This window comes from Rhodococcus sp. CX (assembly GCF_015865005.1).
Classification (GTDB): Bacteria; Actinomycetota; Actinomycetes; order Mycobacteriales; family Mycobacteriaceae; genus Rhodococcus.
In genome coordinates this window covers 28066-45007 of the sequence record NZ_JADZGH010000099.1, presented here as the reverse complement: position 1 = coordinate 45007, position 16942 = coordinate 28066, and the positions used below count along the sequence as shown (strand labels likewise).

15 protein-coding genes are annotated in these 16942 nt (G+C 67.3%); all 15 read right to left on the bottom strand.

Translation table 11 applies throughout. The annotated features are described in order from the left end of the window. Positions 1-79: 79 nt before the first annotated feature. The 15 genes from I0Q12_RS10630 to I0Q12_RS10560 all read right to left on the bottom strand — a co-directional run bounded on the left by I0Q12_RS10630 (position 80) and on the right by I0Q12_RS10560 (position 16939). Entirely contained in the window at positions 80-1324 is a 1245-nt protein-coding gene (locus I0Q12_RS10630) for a cytochrome P450 (RefSeq protein WP_197251887.1), read from the bottom strand. Positions 1325-1364: 40 nt separating this feature from the next. Further along, positions 1365-2198 carry a mycofactocin-coupled SDR family oxidoreductase gene (locus I0Q12_RS10625; protein ID WP_197251886.1) on the bottom strand — a complete coding sequence of 278 codons (834 nt, stop codon included), beginning with the start codon at positions 2196-2198 and terminating at the stop codon, positions 1365-1367. A 356-nt stretch (positions 2199-2554) separates the two neighbouring features. Further along, complete coding sequence (locus I0Q12_RS10620; protein ID WP_197251885.1) at positions 2555-4243, bottom strand: FAD-dependent oxidoreductase; 1689 nt, start codon at positions 4241-4243, stop codon at positions 2555-2557. A 2-nt stretch (positions 4244-4245) separates the two neighbouring features. Beyond that, positions 4246-4713 carry a nuclear transport factor 2 family protein gene (locus I0Q12_RS10615; RefSeq protein ID WP_197251884.1) on the bottom strand — a complete coding sequence of 156 codons (468 nt, stop codon included), beginning with the start codon at positions 4711-4713 and terminating at the stop codon, positions 4246-4248. Continuing rightward, complete coding sequence (locus I0Q12_RS10610) at positions 4713-5540, bottom strand: mycofactocin-coupled SDR family oxidoreductase (RefSeq protein ID WP_197251883.1); 828 nt, start codon at positions 5538-5540, stop codon at positions 4713-4715. The genes I0Q12_RS10615 and I0Q12_RS10610 overlap by 1 nt, the downstream gene beginning before the upstream one ends. Positions 5541-5647: 107 nt before the next feature. After that, the gene (locus tag I0Q12_RS10605; RefSeq protein ID WP_197251882.1) at positions 5648-6919 is read right to left on the bottom strand and encodes a cytochrome P450; all 1272 of its coding nucleotides are present in this window, start codon (positions 6917-6919) and stop codon (positions 5648-5650) included. Continuing rightward, on the bottom strand, positions 6919-7992 hold the full coding sequence (locus I0Q12_RS10600) for an LLM class flavin-dependent oxidoreductase (RefSeq protein WP_197251881.1): 1074 nt from the start codon (positions 7990-7992) through the stop codon (positions 6919-6921). The genes I0Q12_RS10605 and I0Q12_RS10600 overlap by 1 nt, the downstream gene beginning before the upstream one ends. A 9-nt stretch (positions 7993-8001) precedes the next feature. Further along, the gene (locus I0Q12_RS10595) at positions 8002-9615 is read right to left on the bottom strand and encodes an AMP-binding protein (protein WP_197251880.1); all 1614 of its coding nucleotides are present in this window, start codon (positions 9613-9615) and stop codon (positions 8002-8004) included. Then, positions 9612-11066, bottom strand: a complete 1455-nt coding sequence (locus I0Q12_RS10590; protein ID WP_197251879.1) for an aldehyde dehydrogenase family protein — start codon at positions 11064-11066, stop codon at positions 9612-9614. The genes I0Q12_RS10595 and I0Q12_RS10590 overlap by 4 nt, the downstream gene beginning before the upstream one ends. After that, on the bottom strand, positions 11063-11383 hold the full coding sequence (locus I0Q12_RS10585) for a hypothetical protein (protein WP_197251878.1): 321 nt from the start codon (positions 11381-11383) through the stop codon (positions 11063-11065). The genes I0Q12_RS10590 and I0Q12_RS10585 overlap by 4 nt, the downstream gene beginning before the upstream one ends. Beyond that, complete coding sequence (locus tag I0Q12_RS10580) at positions 11380-12702, bottom strand: acyclic terpene utilization AtuA family protein (protein WP_197251877.1); 1323 nt, start codon at positions 12700-12702, stop codon at positions 11380-11382. The genes I0Q12_RS10585 and I0Q12_RS10580 overlap by 4 nt, the downstream gene beginning before the upstream one ends. Positions 12703-12802: 100 nt before the next feature. Further along, a complete protein-coding gene (locus I0Q12_RS10575) occupies positions 12803-14014 on the bottom strand; it encodes a CaiB/BaiF CoA-transferase family protein (protein WP_197251876.1) in 1212 nt (403 codons plus the stop codon). Positions 14015-14098: 84 nt separating this feature from the next. Continuing rightward, positions 14099-15580, bottom strand: coding sequence for an aldehyde dehydrogenase family protein (locus I0Q12_RS10570; protein ID WP_197251875.1), 1482 nt, complete (start codon positions 15578-15580; stop codon positions 14099-14101). A gap of 1 nt (position 15581) precedes the next feature. Then, on the bottom strand, positions 15582-16049 hold the full coding sequence (locus tag I0Q12_RS10565) for a MaoC family dehydratase (protein WP_016691775.1): 468 nt from the start codon (positions 16047-16049) through the stop codon (positions 15582-15584). Beyond that, positions 16049-16939: a CoA ester lyase gene (locus I0Q12_RS10560; RefSeq protein ID WP_197251874.1), complete on the bottom strand. Its 891-nt coding sequence runs from the start codon at positions 16937-16939 to the stop codon at positions 16049-16051. Before I0Q12_RS10560 ends, I0Q12_RS10565 begins: the two co-directional genes overlap by 1 nt. Positions 16940-16942 lie beyond the last annotated feature (3 nt).

Genomic DNA, 16942 nt, shown 5'->3' with positions numbered 1-16942 from the left:
GGCGGAAGCCTCGGAACCGTCGCCACCGTCAAGGACGCGGTCGGTCCGCGGACTTCTGTCGCGCGGACCGACCCCGATCTCACATGAGGGTGTAGTCGGTCAGGATCCGCTCACCCGGCGTGAACGTCGTCGGGATCCGCTGGTATCCGGAGTTCACACCCTGACGGGGGTAGGTCTCGAGAGCGTCGACGTCCACTTCGTAGTCGGGCATACGCCGCAGCACCTCGCTGATGAGCGCGTGCGACATGTAACGGCCGAGGTGGGAACCCGCACAACGATGCACGCCGATACCGAATGCGGTGTGGCGGTTGGGCCAACGATCGATATCGACCTCGTCGGGGTTCTCGAACAGCTCCGCGTCGCGATTCGCCGAGGACCACGACAGCAGAACGCGATCCCCCTTCTTCATGGGACAGCCGTGAAAATCGATGTCCTGCACGACGGTACGGGCGAGGGCCTGGGTCGGTGAGAAGTACCGCAGGAACTCCTCGACGGCGTGGTCCATCAGGCTCGGGTCGTCGATGAGGCGCTGCCGCACCTCGGGATTTCGGGCAAGCCAGACGAGCGAGTTGCTCACCAGAGATGCCGTGGTGCCCACGCCACCCGAGATCAGGAGGTCGACAATCGCGAACGTATCGTGGTCGTTCAGGGGCTCGCCGTCGACCTCCTGCTGCACCAGATAACTGATGATGTCGTCCTGGGGTTCTGCGCGACGCTCGGTGATCCGCTGCCGGATCCGATCCGCGAGATACGGGAAGTCGACCTCGACGGCCTGCGTGTGCTCGGGCGTACCGGGAATGCCGGCAAGCACCTGGAAGTGAGCCCCGGAATAACGCCGCCATTCCGAGACATCGAGGCCCAGCCATTCGATGGTCACGATGGACGGCACGCCGATCACCGATGTGAGGTCGCACTTGCCGGCCTCGATGACACTGTCGATGAATCCGGCGACGTGGCGATCGACCATTGTCTTCATCTTCTCGACGGCAGCCGGCGCCGAGATGGGATTGACGATCTTGCGGTACTTACGGAACTCGGGCGGGTCGAGTTCGATCGGAATGTGATCGTGGTGAGGCGTCTTGGGAATGACGACGGAGAGCCCCTCTCCTCCGTATTTCGTTCGGCGAGAGGAGAATACTTCGTCGTCGCGTGCGGCGTCGAAGACGGAGGCGTAGTCGGACAACACCCAGTACCCGCCGTGGGCTTCGGTCCATCCCACCTTCACCGATTCGCGGATTCTCCGATACGAGCCGGCAGGATCTGCCGAGTGTTCCGGCGAGTTGTGATCGAAGTGGATCACGGGGCAGCGGGCAGGGCTTTCCATCGTGCATTCCTTCCGAGGTGAATCTTCGAGCGAAACGGTTCTAGGACTTTGCGAGGAGGCCGGCGTCGATGGGTAGGACGACACCGGTGACATAGCGGGCCTCGTCGGAGGCGAGCCAGACCAGCGCATTGCTGATGTCCACAGCTTCGACCCACGGGACGTCGAGTTCGTTGCGCCGACGGCAGTGGTCGACGATGTCGTCCTGTGTCGGCGACTCGAGATCGGGTCGGTAGATGCGGTACATCGCATCGTTCTCGATCATATCGGTCCGCACGGTGCCGGGATTCAGCGTGTTCACCCGGATGCCGTGCTCGCCGAGTTCGTTGGAAAGCGTGCGCATGAGGCTCACGACACCACCCTTGCTGGCTGCGTAGTGCCCGAGATTGCGGCTCGCCCTGATCGCGGCGACCGAACTGGTGAGGACGATCGCCCCGCCGGTACCCTGCTCGATCATCCGGGGCACGGCCGCACGCACGGTGTGGAAGACACCGGTGAGGTTGACGTCGATGACGTTCTGCCATTCCTCGTCGCTCAGGTGCCAGGTGGGGGTGAAACTGACGATGCCGGCATTCGCGTTGACGATGTCTATGTGGTCGAACTCCTCGACCGCGTCGGAGACGAGGAGGTCCAGCGCCGCCCGGTCGCGGACGTCGACGACCCGCGACAGACACCGGCGGCCCGCGGCCTCGACCAGGCGATGAGTCTCGGCGAGATCGTCAGGAGTGGCGAGCGGGTAGGCGACGGTGTCGATGTCCTTGCACGCATCGAGCACGATGACGTCGGCACCTTCCTCCGCGAGACGAACCGCGTTCGAGCGGCCCTGACCCCGCGCAGCGCCGGTGACCAGCGCGACCTTGTCGGTTACTCGCCCCATGTGTGCTCTCCTTCCGACTTCCCAGCGTATGTGATGAACAACACTTTAATGTTTATCATCATTATTAGCTACTTGTGGAGCTAGATCCGAAGGTCCCGATTGCGGAACAACGTGGTCGTTGCGGAGCCTAGACCTCGGTGACGTCCAAGCGCAGGCCTCGGATACCGGGCAGCATCCACCCAAAGGGGACCTCGGCAAGGTCGGTGGGGCGTGGTCACCTTCGGGCTGGACGTGGGCTGTCCGGATATCCGACGCAGCCGGACGTTACGTCCGGCTTCCGTATCCGCACAGTCCGGAGGCGATCCCGTCCGCGCCGGACATCGTTGCCGACGCGTACCGGGCCCTCCGATGAATCGTCACGCCGAGGCCGGCTCCATCGCGCCATCGGCCGAATCGGACGACGATCCGAGCGGATGATCCGCCCCGCGCGCCGCCGCGCGCCCCGCGCGGTACCCGAACACCAGCGCGGGCCCGAGTGTCCCGCCCGCACCGCCGTAGACCATGCCCGTCGGGGCGGCCATCACGTTCCCTGCCGCGAACAGGCCCGGGATCACGCAGTTGTCGACGTCGAGAACGGCACCGTCCGCATCGGTGCGCGGACCGCCCTTGGTGCCGAGTGTGCTGCTGTGGATCTGCACGGCGTAGAAGGGCGCTCGCGCGACGGGACCGAGCGTCGATCCGACACCGGGGTACTCGCTCTTGTCGCCGACGAATCCGTCGTAGATGCTCTCGCCCCGGCGGAACTCGGTGTCGCGGCCGCGGGCGACGTCCTCGTTCCACCGCGCGAGCGTCGCCTCGAGTGCCCCGGCCGGCACGTCGATCAGCCGGGCCAGCTCGGCCGGTGTGTCCGCCCGGATCACCCACTCCGGCGCCTCGGTGCCCGGAGCCGCGCCGAACGCGCCGTATTTGTCGAGGTGGTCCGCGTCGAAGATCAGCCAGCACGGCTGGTTGAGGTAGTCGAATTCGTGAGCGTCGAGCTGATGGAATGCACCGCCGAGCGCGTTGTAGTTGGTCGCCTCGTTGGTGAACCTGCGCCCGAGGCGGTTGACCATGATCGAATGCGGCGCGGTGCGTTCGCGGTGCACGAGTTGCACGGCCTGTACACCGTTCGCCTGCTGTCCCGGCAGCACGGCCACGGGCGCCCACCACGCTTCGCGCATGTTCCCGAGCTGTGCGCCCACGCGCATCGCCATGCGGAGCCCGTCACCGGTGGACGTGGGCACCGTGGCAGGGTGCCGGAGGGGTCCGCGCAGGAAGTCGCGGCAAAGGTCCTCGTCCCATTCGAATCCGCCGGTGGCGAGCACGACGCCGCGTCGCGCGTGAACATCATGGGTGCCGTCCGGCCCCTCGAAGGTCACCCCGGAGATCCGGCCCTGCTCGCCACGGAGCAGGCGCACGCCACGCTCGGCGGTGTACACGGCGACGCCGTCGTCCAGGCAGCCTTGGAGCAGCGCGGCGATCATGCCGCGGCCGAGCCCCTCGACGTCCTCGCGTTCCCTTCCGGCGAGCACCTCGGGCGGCAGATGCCCGGTACCACCACCGATCGGGGTTTCGCCCACGGTCATCCGTCGCGGCACGCCGACGAGTTTGTCCTGCCAGCGACCGAGGTCGATGAAGCTGAACAGGCCCGGCTCGAGCGACCGCCCGCCTCCGGGCATACCACCGGGACGCTCGGGGTGATAGTCGGGATATCCGGGCACCAGCTGCATCTTCAGCGGCGTGGTGCCGAGCCAGTCGAGGAGTTCGGGGACGGTGTCGACGAAAGCCTGTGCCAGCTCGGGCAGGATCATGCCGTTCGAGAGCGATTCGAGGTAGGCGAGGGCGTGCTCGCGGGAATCCTCGATGCCCGCTTCGGCGGCGTACCGATTGTTCGGCAGCCATGCCACCGCACTGGACAGGCACGTCGTCCCGCCGAGCAGCTCACCCTTCTCGAACACCGCGACGGTGGCGCCTGCGCGGGCTGCGGACAGCGCGGCGCACAGCCCGGCTGCGCCACTACCGAGAACGACAACGTCGTAGGTTTCGGGAATATCGTTGTCCTGCATTGCTATACCTCGATCGATGTGAGATTCGTGAGAACCGTGCCGTAGTGGTGGACCGGCGCCGCATACCGGACCTCGAGTCGCCGTTCGGCGAAGCGCCAGCGGTCGTCGCTGCGCACGTAGCGGTCGTGGTACCGCAACGCCAGCACGTACTGCACTCCCCCTTGCGCGTATTCGACGTGACTCGGGACCACACCCTGGGCCGTGTTCTCGCCGGTGAAGTCCACGACGCCGGGATGCGGGGTGTGGACACTGGCCCCGTCGTAGGTCTCGAGGGTCCTGCGGACATACGCGACGATGGCGTCCCGTCCGTGCAGGGTGCCGGACAGACCGACGAGCATTGCGTCGGGCGCGTACAGGTCGGCGAGACCTTCCATGTCGTGATCGTCGACGACGAGCGCATAGCGTGCGGTGAGCCCGCCGATCGCGACGACGTCGTCGGCCCGCCCGCTCCGTTCTCCGTGGCCGGTCACTATTTCACCAGCGCGCCGGCGTCGATCGGCATGGCGATGCCGGTGACGTAACGGGACTGTTCGCCGGCGAGGAAGAGCACTGCGTTGCTCACGTCGTCGGGATGCACGAAGGGAACGTCGAGGGCATGCATGCCGTGGAGAAGGGGCTCCACGTCGTCGCGAGTGGGTTTGTCGGCGTCGGGCAGGAACAGCTTGTAGATGGCGTCGTTGAGCAGCATGCGTGTATCGACGTTGGTGGGCAGCACCGCGTTGACCCGAATACCTTCCGGTCCCAGCTCGTTCGAGAGACTGCGCATGATGCCGAGCACACCGTGCTTGGCCGCGGCGTAGTGCGCGTTGTTGGGTAGGCCCTTGAGGCCTGCGATCGAGCTGATGAGGATGATGCTGCCGCCGCTCCCACCGGCACGCAGGTGCGGAATCGAGGACTTGACGGTGTTCCACACGCCGGTGAGGTTGATGTCGATCATGTCGCGCCACACCTCGTCGGTGAGGTCCTCGACCGCATAACTACCGGCGATCCCGGCGTTGGCCACGACGACGTCCAGGCGACCGAACGTTTCGACGCCGCGCGCGAGAACCTTTGTCACCGCGGCGGGGTCGCGAACATCCGCGACGGTCGCCTGGATTCGCCGCCCTTCGGCTTCGACGAGTCGTACGGTCTCGTCGAGGTCCGCCGGAGTGGCCATGTCGTAGGGTGCACCTCCTACGGGGGCACACAGATCGAGCGCGATGATGTCGGCTCCCTGACGAGCCAGGCGCACAGCGTGATTGCGTCCCTGCCCGCGCGCCGCCCCGGTGACGAATGCGACCTTGCCGTCGAATCCCATCGAACAACCACCCTTCAATCGATGAATATGATTATGCTCACATCGTTCGATGCCCGTCAACGGGTTCTTCCGTTGTCGGGATTCGAAAACTGCTGGGGTGCAACAGCTCACTGCGACCCCGAACGCACCCCGTCTCCGGAACCGCGACGCGCCCCCGGAGTGAACCGGGCCGGCATCTTCTTCCAGCCAGGGTTGACCGCTTGATGGGCGAACGGCAGGACTCCGTCGTGCACGATCTCGTAGTCCGGCATCCTGCCGAGAATCTGGCCGAGCATTTCGACCGCCAGGGCACGGGCGATATGCGAACCGGCACAGCGATGAACACCCATCCCGAACGACGTGTGCCGGTTCGGCCATCGATCGATATCGACGGTGTCCGGGTTCTCGAAAGCGGTGACATCCCGGTTCGCCGAGGCCCAGCTCAGAAGCACCCGATCGCCCGTCCGGAAGGGACGGCCACCGAACTCGACGTCGCAGGTGACGGTGCGCGCCAATGCCTGCGTGGGCGAGAAGACACGGAGGAACTCCTCGACTGCCCGGGGGAGCTTCTCCGGGTGTTCGATCAGAGTGCGGCGCAACTCGCGATCGTCGTCGAGGTACATCAACGTCTGGCCCACGAGCGACGCGGTGGTGCCCACACCACCCGAGATCAGCAGTTCCGCCATCGCGAACACCTCGTCGTCCGTCAACGGACGATCGTCGACCTGCGAAGTGACCAGATGGGTCAGCACATCATCGCGCGGCTCGATGCGACGCTGCGCGATCGCCGATCTCAACTGCCTTTCCATCCAAGGAAATTCGACGTCGATCGCGTGCGCGAACTCCGCAGTGCCCGGAAGCTCGGACAACGCGGCGTGATGCGCGTGTGCATATCGCTCCCAGTCCTCGGGCGGCAGTCCGAGCCAGGCGATCGTCACCACCGCGGGCACCCCGATGATCGTCGCGAAGTCGCAACGGCCGTCCTCGATCACCCGGTCGATGAACCACGTCGTGTACTTCTCGATCGTGGGGCGCAGATGTTCGACAGCGGCCGGTGCCGTCAACGGATTGATCAGTTTCCGGTACTTGCGGTGCTCCGGTGGATCGAGCTCCACCGGAATATGATGGTTGACCGGAGTTTTGGGGATCACCGTCGCCAGGCCGTCGCCCCCGTACGGGCACCGCGCCGACGAGAACACCTGATCGTCACGTGCGGCTTCGAACACGCTCTCGTAGTCCGTGAACACCCAGAAGCCGTCGTGTCTCGGCGAACGAACCACCGGACCGAGTTCACGCAGTCGTCGATAGGACGCCACCGGGTCGGCGGCGTGTTCAGGCGAGTTGTGATCGAAATCTGCTTCGGGACAGACCGGTTCGATGATTCGGTCATCGAGGGACATCACACCGCTCCTGTCGTGGTCGGAAACCGGCCGTCCGGCCGGCTCTCCAGTGCATGCGCGTCGATCGCGGTGATCTCGCTCAGGCCGGGCACGATGTCGCGTCCCAGGTCGTCGAGGTAGGCCACGACCTCGTCCGAGCTCATGTCGGGCCACTGGGCGCGCACGATCACCGGATCCACCGGCACCTGCGCGGCGAGATCCCGCAACTGCGCCAGGCATTCGCCGGGGGTGCCGACGATCGCTTCCTTCTCCGCGACCTGCCTGAACTGTTCCCGCAGGGCGTCGGCGTCCCGGGTCACCAGTTCCCGCTGCGCGTACGCCAGCAGGCGGTCCCGGGCCATCGATTCGAACCGGGCGAATGCCGCCTCGGTCGTGCGTCCCGGCACGATTTCCCGTCGCAACGGATGCCTCGCCACCAGTGGCCGGCCGTGCTTCCGCCGCGCCTGCGCATACACGTCGAACATGCGGCGCATGTCCGAGGTCCTGGTTTCCGGCGTCACCGGCCATGCGTCGCCGAGCCTCGCCGAGCGCCGCACACCCGAATCGCGCAGCGCGCCGATCCAGATCGGCGGATGGGGATCCTGCCACGGCCGGATGTGGGTCCGAACTCCGTCGAGGGTCCAGAACCGGCCGTGGAAGGTCACTTCGTCCTGCGTCCACAACATGCGCACGATCTGCAGCGCCTCGTCCATCATCGCGAACCGCTGATCGAAGTCCACGCCGAACGCGGTGAACTCCTCGCGGCGGTATCCGGCACCGGCGCCGACGACGAGTTGTCCCCGGGTGAGGATGTCGAGGGTCGCCAGTTCCTCGGCGAGCGCGACCGGATGGAACAGCGGGACCTGCACCACCATGGTGCCGATCCGCACCCCGAGATCCAGTTCGGCCGCGATCCGGGCGAGTGTCGGAATCGGTTGCAGCCAGCGCAAATTGCCGTACAGATAGTGGTGGCCCATCACGATGTAGCGCACCCCGTTGCGCTGCGCGGCCTCGACCTGCCTCAACAGACCGTCGAGATGCTCGCGCGGCGACAGTGTGGTGTGCACGTCGCCGAGGATCACACCGAGTTCCATACCGCTCTCCTATCCCGCAGGTGCCTCCACCTCGTTCGCCAGCAACGCCCGCAGCCGCGCCTTGGCGACCTTGTCCAAGGTCGAACGCGGCAACTCGTCGACGAGCCGGATCTGCCGCGGCCGTTTGAAGTCCGACAGCATGCGCTCACACGCCGCCTCGATGTCGGACACGAGACCGTCCGCCGCCCGCTCGGTGGCGATGACGAACGCGACCGGCACATCGCCGAGCATGTGGTCGGGTGCGGCGACCACCGCGACCTCCCGCACACCCGGCACCGCCGCCACCACCCGCTCGACCTCGGCCGCGGCCACGTTCTCGCCGCCGACCTTGAGCATGTCCTTGGCCCGCTCCACATATCGGAGCCGACCCGTCCGATCGCGGCTCACCCGGTCGCCGGTGCGGAACCACCCGGACTCGGTGAACGCGTCGCGGGTGGCCTCGTCGTTCCGGTAGTACCCCGCGAACAACGACACGCCCACCACACCGCGCACCCAGAGCTCCCCCACGACGCCCGGCTCGACGGCGAGCCCGTCCTCGTCGACCACCGCCACCGCGTATTCGGGTGCCGGCAGCCCCATCGTCCCGTCCGGGTCGGGGTGGTCGAGCTCGCTCACCACCGGGTGCGACACCGTCTCGGTCATCCCGAACCAGCCGGTCGTGCGAATACCGGTGGGTCCCCACAGCACGCTGGTGCTGCCCGACCAGTGCCGGTACCGGTGATCGTCGGGGACCGGTCGGGCGGCAAGTGCACGCAGCATGAACGACACCACCGACACCCACGTGCAGCGCTGCCGCACCGACACGTCCCAGAATCGGGACGCCGAGAACCCGGGGGTGAGGACGATGCTCGCCCCCACCCACAGCAACCCGAGAAACGAATAGCCCAGCGCGTTGGTGTGGAACAGGGGCAGCGTGATCAGCCCGGTGTCGTCGGGGCGCAGTCCCGCGTGGGCCGCATTGGTCCGTGCCGCCCACAGACAGTTCGTGTGTGTCCAGACCACCGCCTTGGGCCGGGCGGTGGTACCCGACGTGTACTGGACGGTGGCCGCTGCCATCGGATCGATGCGCACCGGGGTGGGGACGTCCGCGATGCCGGTGAGCTCGGCGAGCGGGCCGTCCGTAGCGTCACCGAACGCGTCGGTTCCGGTGGTCGTCACGGTCCACGACAGGCCCGGCATCGCCGCGGCGACCGTGTCCGCGAAGCGGGTGCCGACGAGCGCGGCGCGCGGCGCGGCATGCTCGTCGAAGTAGGCGAGTTCGTCGGCGCTGCTGCGCGTGTTCAGGCACACCGCGACCGCGCCGATCGACACGATCGCCGACCATCCGGCGAGGAAGTCGGGGCAGTTGTCCATCAGGAGCACGACGCGATCGCCGGGTGCGACGCCGCGAGCCTGCAGTCCCGCGGCGAGCCGGTCCACGGCGATGCCGAACTCCTCGTACGTCCACGACTGCGCGGCGGCACCAGTGTGGGGCTCCCACGTCAGGAACACCTTGTCCGGGACGGCGTTGCGGTACCGGGCCAGAAGCCACGGCACGGTGCGATCACCGAACGGCGCGCGAATCTCGTCGCCCGGAACATGACCGGCGGCAAGCGGATACGCGGGAGCGACGGCGGGGTTCACGACGGCACCTGCCAATTGAGGTGCTTGATCCGGAAGAACTCCGCGAACCCGTCCTCCCCCATCTCGACCCCGGTGCCGCTGCGTTTGGAACCACCCCACGGGACGTCGGGGCGCATCGGCCCACCGCCGTTGATCGCGACGGTGCCGGTGTCGAGGCGTTCGGCCACGGCGAGGGCCTCGTCGAGGTCACCGAACACGCCGGCGTTGAGTCCGTACGGGGAGTCGTTGGCGACGGCGACGGCCTCCTCGACAGTGCGGTACGGCAGCACCACCGCGACCGGTGCGAACAGCTCGTCGCGGCAGATCTCGTCGTCGTTGGAGACGCCGGTGACCAGGGTCGGGGGCAGGAACCAGCCGGGTCCCGCGGGACGATCCCCGGCGACGGCGACGCGGCCCCCGCCCGCGACGGCCCGCTCGAGGTAGCCGCGAACCCGCGCGAGATGCTCGGCCGAGACGAGCGGCCCGACCTCGGTGCGTTCGTCGAACGGATCACCCGTAGGCACCGATTCCTCGATGAACGCTGCTGCCCGGCCGAGGAATTCGTCGACCCGGTCCTCCGGCACGAGGATCCGGGTGGTGGCGCCGCAACCCTGGCCGGCGTTGCGGCAGAAACGCAGGACCGACGGCCCGACCACGGCATCGAGGTCCGCGGACGGAAGCAGAATGTTCGGTGACTTGCCACCCAGTTCGAGCACCACCTTCTTGTGGGTCGCCGCTGCCTGCGCCATCACGGCGGAGCCGACCGCAGACGAACCGGTGAAGCTCACCATGTCCACGTCGGGGTGCGAGCTGAGGACGGTGCCTGCCTCCGGGCCTCCGAGGACGAGGTTGAGCACCCCCGGCGGAACTCCTGCTTCGTCGGCGAGCCGCATGAACGCCAGCGCGGTCAGAGCCCCGCGCGGAGACGGCAACAGCACGACGCTGCATCCTGCGGCGAGTGCGGGCGCGACCTTCCACGAGATCATGTTGAGTGGGTAGTTGTACGGCACGATCGCCGAGACCACACCGATCGGTTCGCGCACCAGCACGCTGTCCGACGCGACCGGTCCGCGGATCCCCGGCAATTGCTCCCGGTAGCCGCCACGCGGGCCGCGCTCGGCGGCATCGGCGAACCAGCGGAAGTTCACGGCGGGCTGCCCCACCTGCAGGGCACGGGTGAGGGTGATCGGTGAGCCGACCTCCCGCACCACGAGGTCGACGAGCTCGTCGGCGCGATCGTCGATCAGGTCGGCGATCCGGCGCAGCACCTTGGCGCGCCGGTCGGGTTCGGCGGTACGCCACGTCCCCGCGTCGAAGCTGCGACGTGCGGCCCTCACCGCCGCGGTGACCTGCTCGGCGTCGGCCTGACGCCACCGGGCGATCACCTTCTCGGTGGCGGGGTCGATCGAGTCGACGGGCTCGCCCCGGCCGATGTCCCACCGTCCGTCGATGTACACCGATGCGCCGTTCACGACCGCACCTGCCTTTCGGGAAGGTCGATGTCGAGAATCAGTGACTGGTAGGACTTTCCGTGCGGGTCCACTCGCAGCGACTTGGACACGCCTCCGGCCAGGGCTTCGGTGAGGACGAAGTTCAGGCAGCAGTTGACCGGGATCTCGTAGCGCGTCACGGTGCCCGCAACGAGATCCCCGAACGTCTTCGCGACGAGTTCGGCGGTGAGCACCTCCCGCAGCCACTCGTAGTCACCGTCGTCGTGGGGGAACACGCAGATGTTGCTGACATCGCCCTTGTCACCCGAGCGGCTGTACGCCACCTCGCGCAGTTTCATGCCGAGATCACCTCCACGGACAGCGGCACGTCGCTGCGCGGCAGCAGCGCCGGTGTCACGACGATCGCGGGCACGACCGAGGTGACCACGCCACCGCCACCGGCCGGCCCGAAGTACAGGTATTCGATTTCGTAGGCTGCCGCCTTGGCGACATCGGCGTAGAGGGCGCGGGCGGCGAGCCGCAATCGCACCTCGGCCGGCTCCCCACCGCGCATCCGATCACCGAAAAGGGTGTTCACACCGTGCAGTTCGATGCGCAGTTCCTCGATGCGATCGCGGATCGGCTCGAGCCTCTTCCGCACGATCTCCTCGGCGCGGCGCGCCCGATCGACGCATCCCGGTCCGCCGTAGGAGATTTCGGCGACAGCTTTGTAGCCGAGATCGACACCGACGAGCACCTTCAACGTGTCGGGCCGCGCCGCACCGCGCGCGCCGGACAGACGCACCCTGTCCGCGCCGGCCTCCTCGAGGTGCACGCCGCTGAAGTCGGCGGTCACGTCCGGTGTGAGATACTGTGCCGGATCGTGGATCTCGTAGTAGAGCTGCGTGCGGGTGGTGCGCACGTCCACCGCACCGCCGGTGCCGTCGAGTTTGGTGACGACCAGTTCGTCGTCGTCGATCTCGGCGAGCGGGAAGCTCAGGTTGTGCGGATCCGGCACCACCCGGTACGGCGGATCCTCGAAATTGCCGCCGGTGCTGTGCACTCCGCATTCCAGGAGATGCCCGGCCAGCGTGGCGGTGGCGACCCGGTCCCAGTCGTCGAGCGACCATCCGAGTTCGTGGCAGATGGGGCCCACGAACAACGACGGATCGGCCACTCGCCCCCCGAGAACGATCTGCGCGTCCTGCTGCAGGCATTCCACGACCGGGTCGGCGCCGATGTAGGCGTTGGCGGAGACGATCCGGTCGCCGAGCGCGCGGGTGGTGGTCCCCAGTTCGGGTAGCTCGAGGTCGTGCGTGAGCACGGTGTCGCGGACATCGTCACCGCGGATGATGCCGATACGGGTGCCGGTGATACCGAGCCGGGCGAGACCGGAAGCGAAATCCGAGGCGGCCGCGTCCGGATTTGCGGCACCGAAGTTCCCGACCACTCTGCCGCCGGCTTCGAGGAAATTCTTCAGGATCGGGACGAGCGCGCCGATCCGCTCGTCCTGACCGGCACCCGGATCGCCCATCCGGCGGATCTGTGCGAGCGCCATGGTGCGCTCGGCGAGGCAGTCGAAACCCATGTAGGTGACGCGTCCGCTGTCCGCCATCGCGGCAGCGGTGTCGAGCCGGTCGTTGGCGTAGGCCGAGCCCGATCCGATGTTCAGGCGCATGGTCCTGTCCCCTCCTGGTGCGTCGTCTGCTGCATCGGGGCATATTCGAGTCCGGGTCGAGTTCGCGGTGAACTCGACCCGGTCCTCGGGATGTGGGGATCTACGGTGCGCTGATCACCTCGGCCGCGGCGAGCGCGGCGAGGTCGTCCGCGGTGAGGCCGAGACGGGCGGCGAGCACCTCGTGGGTGTGCTCACCGATCGTGGGCACACCGTCGTAGGTGGGTCCGGAGTAGCTCCCCAGGTGCAGAACCGGACCGGGCGTGAGCACGCCCTTCATGATCTCGTTGCCGGTGATCTCGACAAGGGTGCGTTCCTGGAAGTGAGGATCTGCCACCACATCCGCGGCGTCGTTGACCGGTGCCGACACGACCTCGAACTTCTCGAGGGTCTCCAGCACGCTTGCGCGCGGCATCGAGCCCACCCATTCCTTGACGAGGGCCTGCACCTCGTCGTTGTTCTCGAGCCGAGCCGCGTTGGTCGCGAACCGCGGGTCGTCGATGATCTCGGGCTTGCCCATCGCGGCGAACAGCCGCTTGGCGATGCCCTGGTTCGACGCGGCGATCGACAGGAATCGTCCGTCCTGCGCCTCGTAGATTCCTCGTGGCGAGGCCGCTCCGGTGGCGTTGCCGATGCGCTGCTGGATCTCCCCGAGAGCGGTGTAGCGCAGGAACATGTCCCCGATGATGAACATCAGCGGCTCGTACAGCGCGACGTCGACGACGTCACCCTGTCCGGTGCGTTCCCGCTTGTACAGGGCCATGGACACACCCATCGCGGCCGACAGGCCGGCGATCGAGTCGGCGAACCCGAACGGCGGCGACGTCGGCGGCGAATCGGGCCAGCCGTTGACGTGCGCGAATCCGCTGGCCGTTTCCGCGACGGTCCCGAACCCGGGCAGTGTCCGGTTCGGCCCCGTCTGGCCGAAGCCGGACACGCGGGCGAGGACGAGGCCGGGGTTCTCGGCGCTGAGTGCCTCGTACCCCAGACCCCATTCCTCGAGCCGGCCGGGACGGAACGACTCGACGACGACGTCGACCTCCGCCGCGAGCTTGCGCACCAGTTCGCGGCCCTGCTCCGAACGCAGGTCGATGCCGAGCGACTTCTTGCCTGCGTTGAGCCGCGAGAAGCCCAGCGACAAACCTTCCTTCTGCGGAACCCATTGGCGGGCGAAGTCACCGGTCGTCGGATCTTCGACCTTGACGACCTCCGCACCGAAGTCGCGCAGCATGCGCCCCGCGGTGGGTGCCGCGTACATCGTCCCCAGTTCGAGCACCTTGATGCCCGCGAGCGGGCCCACACCGGATGCGTTCATCGTCGTCTCCCAGCCTTCTCGTCGACCGCCGTCGCGGCGTTTCTCGTCGACTGTCGTCTCAGCGTCGAACAATGTTCGGGCGGTTCAGATCCGCCACTGGATGTGCTTGACCTCGAGGTATTCGCGCATACCCCACTCACCGAGTTCGCGGCCCACACCGGACTTGCCGTAGCCACCGAACGGGGCATCCGGCCGCATCGCGCCGCCACCGTTGATCCACACCGTACCGGCACGGATCTGCTCGGCGACGCGGCGCGCCTCGACGGGGTCGTCGCACCACACGTTCGCGGCGAGACCGTACGGGGTGTCGTTGGCGAGGCGGATGGCTTCCTCGGTGTCCTTGAACGGCAGGATCACCGCGACGGGTCCGAAGATCTCCTCCTGGACGGCGCGGGCGTCGTGCGGAAGATTGCCCAGTAGAACAGGATTGACGAACCAACCACGCTCGGGCAGCGGCTTGGTGACCTCGAGCAGCTTCTTGCCGCCCTCGGCGACCGAACCGTCGATGTAGCCCCGGACCCGTGCCTGGTGATCGGGGCGGATCATCGGCCCGATGTTGGTGGCGCGATCCCACGGATCTCCCACCACCATCTGATCGAACGCGGATGCGCCGGCTTCGAGGAATTCGTCGTAGACGGCCTCGTGGACGAGCAGTCGTGCCAGCGCCGCGCAGCCCTGGCCGCCGTTACGGGACCAGCGCAGGTGCATCTCGACGGCGATCTTCTGCACGTCCACCCCGGGCAGCACGATGTTGGGCGACTTCCCGCCGAGCTCGAGGGTCACGCCCGCGAGGTTCGCGGCCGCCTGCTCCATGATCTTCGCGCCGACACCGTCGGACCCGGTGAACGAGACCCGGTCGACCCCGGGATGCGACGACAGCCGCTGCCCGACGTCGGCGCCTCCGACGACCACGTTCATCACGCCCGGGGGCAGACCGGCTTCACGGATGAGGTCGCCGAGGAACAGGGTGGTCAGCGGGGTACGCGGCGACGGCAGCAGCACCACCGTGCAGCCGGCGGCGAGTGCGGCACCGAACTTGAAGATCGCCAGGTTGAGCGGGTAGTTGTAGCCGGTGATCGCCGCAACCACGCCGACGGGCTGGTACACCACGTCGCTCATGGTGGGGACCGGCTTGTCGTACTCGCCGAGGTGGATGGTGCGGTCGGTCTTCGCGGCTTCCGCCGCCCACCGCAGGTGCTCGTCGACGGCCATCTTGACCTGGAGGTATTCGGCGAGGGAGACGGGGGTGCCGACCTCGTTGACGATCGAGGGCAGCAGCCGGTCGGCGGCCTTCTCGAGCACGTCCGCGAAGCGGTGGATGTGGCGGGAGCGTTCCTCACCGCTGAGTGCCGACCACGCGGGGAAGGCCTCGCGTGCAGCCGCGACCGCGGCGTCGACCTGGTCGAGGGAGGCCCCGCCGACCGTGGCGATGACCTGCTCGGTCGCCGGGTTGTACACGTCCCAGGTGTCACCTGCGGGCTCGACCTCGCGGTCGCCGACGAGCAGGGTGCGAGTCTCGGGAACCCAATCCTTCAAGGGGAATTCGGTCTCGGCTGCTGCAGTCATCTCAGGCACCTTCCTCGGTCGTGGGGCGCTTCATCATCAGGCCGACGCGCTCGAGCAGGCAGACGAGTTCGTCGCGCTGGTTGAATCCCTTGTGCTCGAACCACACGATGCCGCTGTCGGTGCGGCTCTCGGATTCACGCTTCTTCAGAATGGTGGTCTCCGCGCGCAGTGTGTCGCCGTGGAAGACCGGGTTGGGGAACTTGACCTTGTCGTAGCCGAGGTTCCCGAGGGTGGTCCCCATGGTCAGCTCGGGAACGTGGAACGCGCCGATCAACGCGACGGTGAACAGGCTGTTCACCACCCGCTGCTTGTGGATCGTCGTCTTGCAGAACTCCTCGTCGAGGTGCAACGGCTGGATGTTCATCGTCAGCGAGGTGAACATCACGTTGTCCATCTCGGTGACGGTGCGCGTCATCGCGTGCTTGTAGTGCTTCCCCACCTCGAACTCTTCGAAGTACAACCCGCGCATCAGCGTTCGCCCTTCCTCAGGATCGCCTCGGCTCGATCGAGCCATTGAATTGCCTTGTCGTAGTGGGCCTTGTCGATGTGCAGCCCGCGATAACGGAGCGCACCGACGCCCTCGGCTTCGGCCTTCTCGTAGGCCTCGGCCATCCCCCGGTAGAACTCGAGGTCCTCCTGCGACGGGCTGAACACGTCGTTGACGGTCGCCACGTGCGTGGGATGGATCGCGATCATGCCGCGGAAGCCGAGTTGCCTTCCGCGGACCGCGAACTCGCGTAGACCGTCGAGGTTCTCGAGGTCCTCCCACAGCCCGGTCAGGGCATGGATACCCGCTTCGCGGCACGCCAGCAGCACCCGGCTGCGCAGGTACAGCGTCTCGAGCCCTTCGGGTGTCCACTCGTAGCCGACCTCGCGGGCGATGTCGGCGTGTTCGGCGGACGGCCCGATCATCGCACCCACCCGCGGTGACGCCGACGCGACCTCACGGCTGTTCTGGATCGCCTTGACCGTTTCGACCGGCACGATGTATTCGAGATCGTCGACGCCGTTGCGCATCTCGAAGTGGTCGAGCAGCGCGTCGTACTGCAGGACGTCGGTGGCCTGCTCGATCTTCGGGGCGAAGATCCCCGTCAGTCCCGGCACGACGACCGCTTCGAGATCGGCGCCGGTCAGGCGTGTGGCGAGCGGGTTCACCCGCACGAACAACCCGACCTCGGTGTTCGTTTCACGCACGCGCGCAATGGACTCGGCGACGGTGGCACGCGCCGCTTCCTTTTCCGCGGCCGGCACCGAGTCCTCGAGGTCGAGGACCACGCAGTCGGCTCCGGCCGCGATGGCCTTGTCCACCCACTGCGGCCGGTGCCCCGGGACGAACAGGATCGAACGATACGGCTGCACGAC

Bases quoted from the DNA above. Each gene is read 5' to 3' on its own strand.
- I0Q12_RS10565 (WP_016691775.1), bottom strand. From the start codon at position 16,049: ATGCGCGGGTTGTACTTCGAAGAGTTCGAGGTGGGGAAGCACTACAAG.
- I0Q12_RS10585 (WP_197251878.1), bottom strand. From the start codon at position 11,383: ATGAAACTGCGCGAGGTGGCGTACAGCCGCTCGGGTGACAAGGGCGAT.
- I0Q12_RS10620 (WP_197251885.1), bottom strand. From the start codon at position 4,243: ATGCAGGACAACGATATTCCCGAAACCTACGACGTTGTCGTTCTCGGT.
- I0Q12_RS10630 (WP_197251887.1), bottom strand. From the start codon at position 1,324: ATGGAAAGCCCTGCCCGCTGCCCCGTGATCCACTTCGATCACAACTCG.
- I0Q12_RS10580 (WP_197251877.1), bottom strand. From the start codon at position 12,702: ATGCGCCTGAACATCGGATCGGGCTCGGCCTACGCCAACGACCGGCTC.
- I0Q12_RS10625 (WP_197251886.1), bottom strand. From the start codon at position 2,198: ATGGGGCGAGTAACCGACAAGGTCGCGCTGGTCACCGGCGCTGCGCGG.
- I0Q12_RS10600 (WP_197251881.1), bottom strand. From the start codon at position 7,992: ATGGAACTCGGTGTGATCCTCGGCGACGTGCACACCACACTGTCGCCG.
- I0Q12_RS10575 (WP_197251876.1), bottom strand. From the start codon at position 14,014: ATGAACGCATCCGGTGTGGGCCCGCTCGCGGGCATCAAGGTGCTCGAA.
- I0Q12_RS10570 (WP_197251875.1), bottom strand. From the start codon at position 15,580: ATGACTGCAGCAGCCGAGACCGAATTCCCCTTGAAGGATTGGGTTCCC.
- I0Q12_RS10610 (WP_197251883.1), bottom strand. From the start codon at position 5,540: ATGGGATTCGACGGCAAGGTCGCATTCGTCACCGGGGCGGCGCGCGGG.
- I0Q12_RS10605 (WP_197251882.1), bottom strand. From the start codon at position 6,919: ATGTCCCTCGATGACCGAATCATCGAACCGGTCTGTCCCGAAGCAGAT.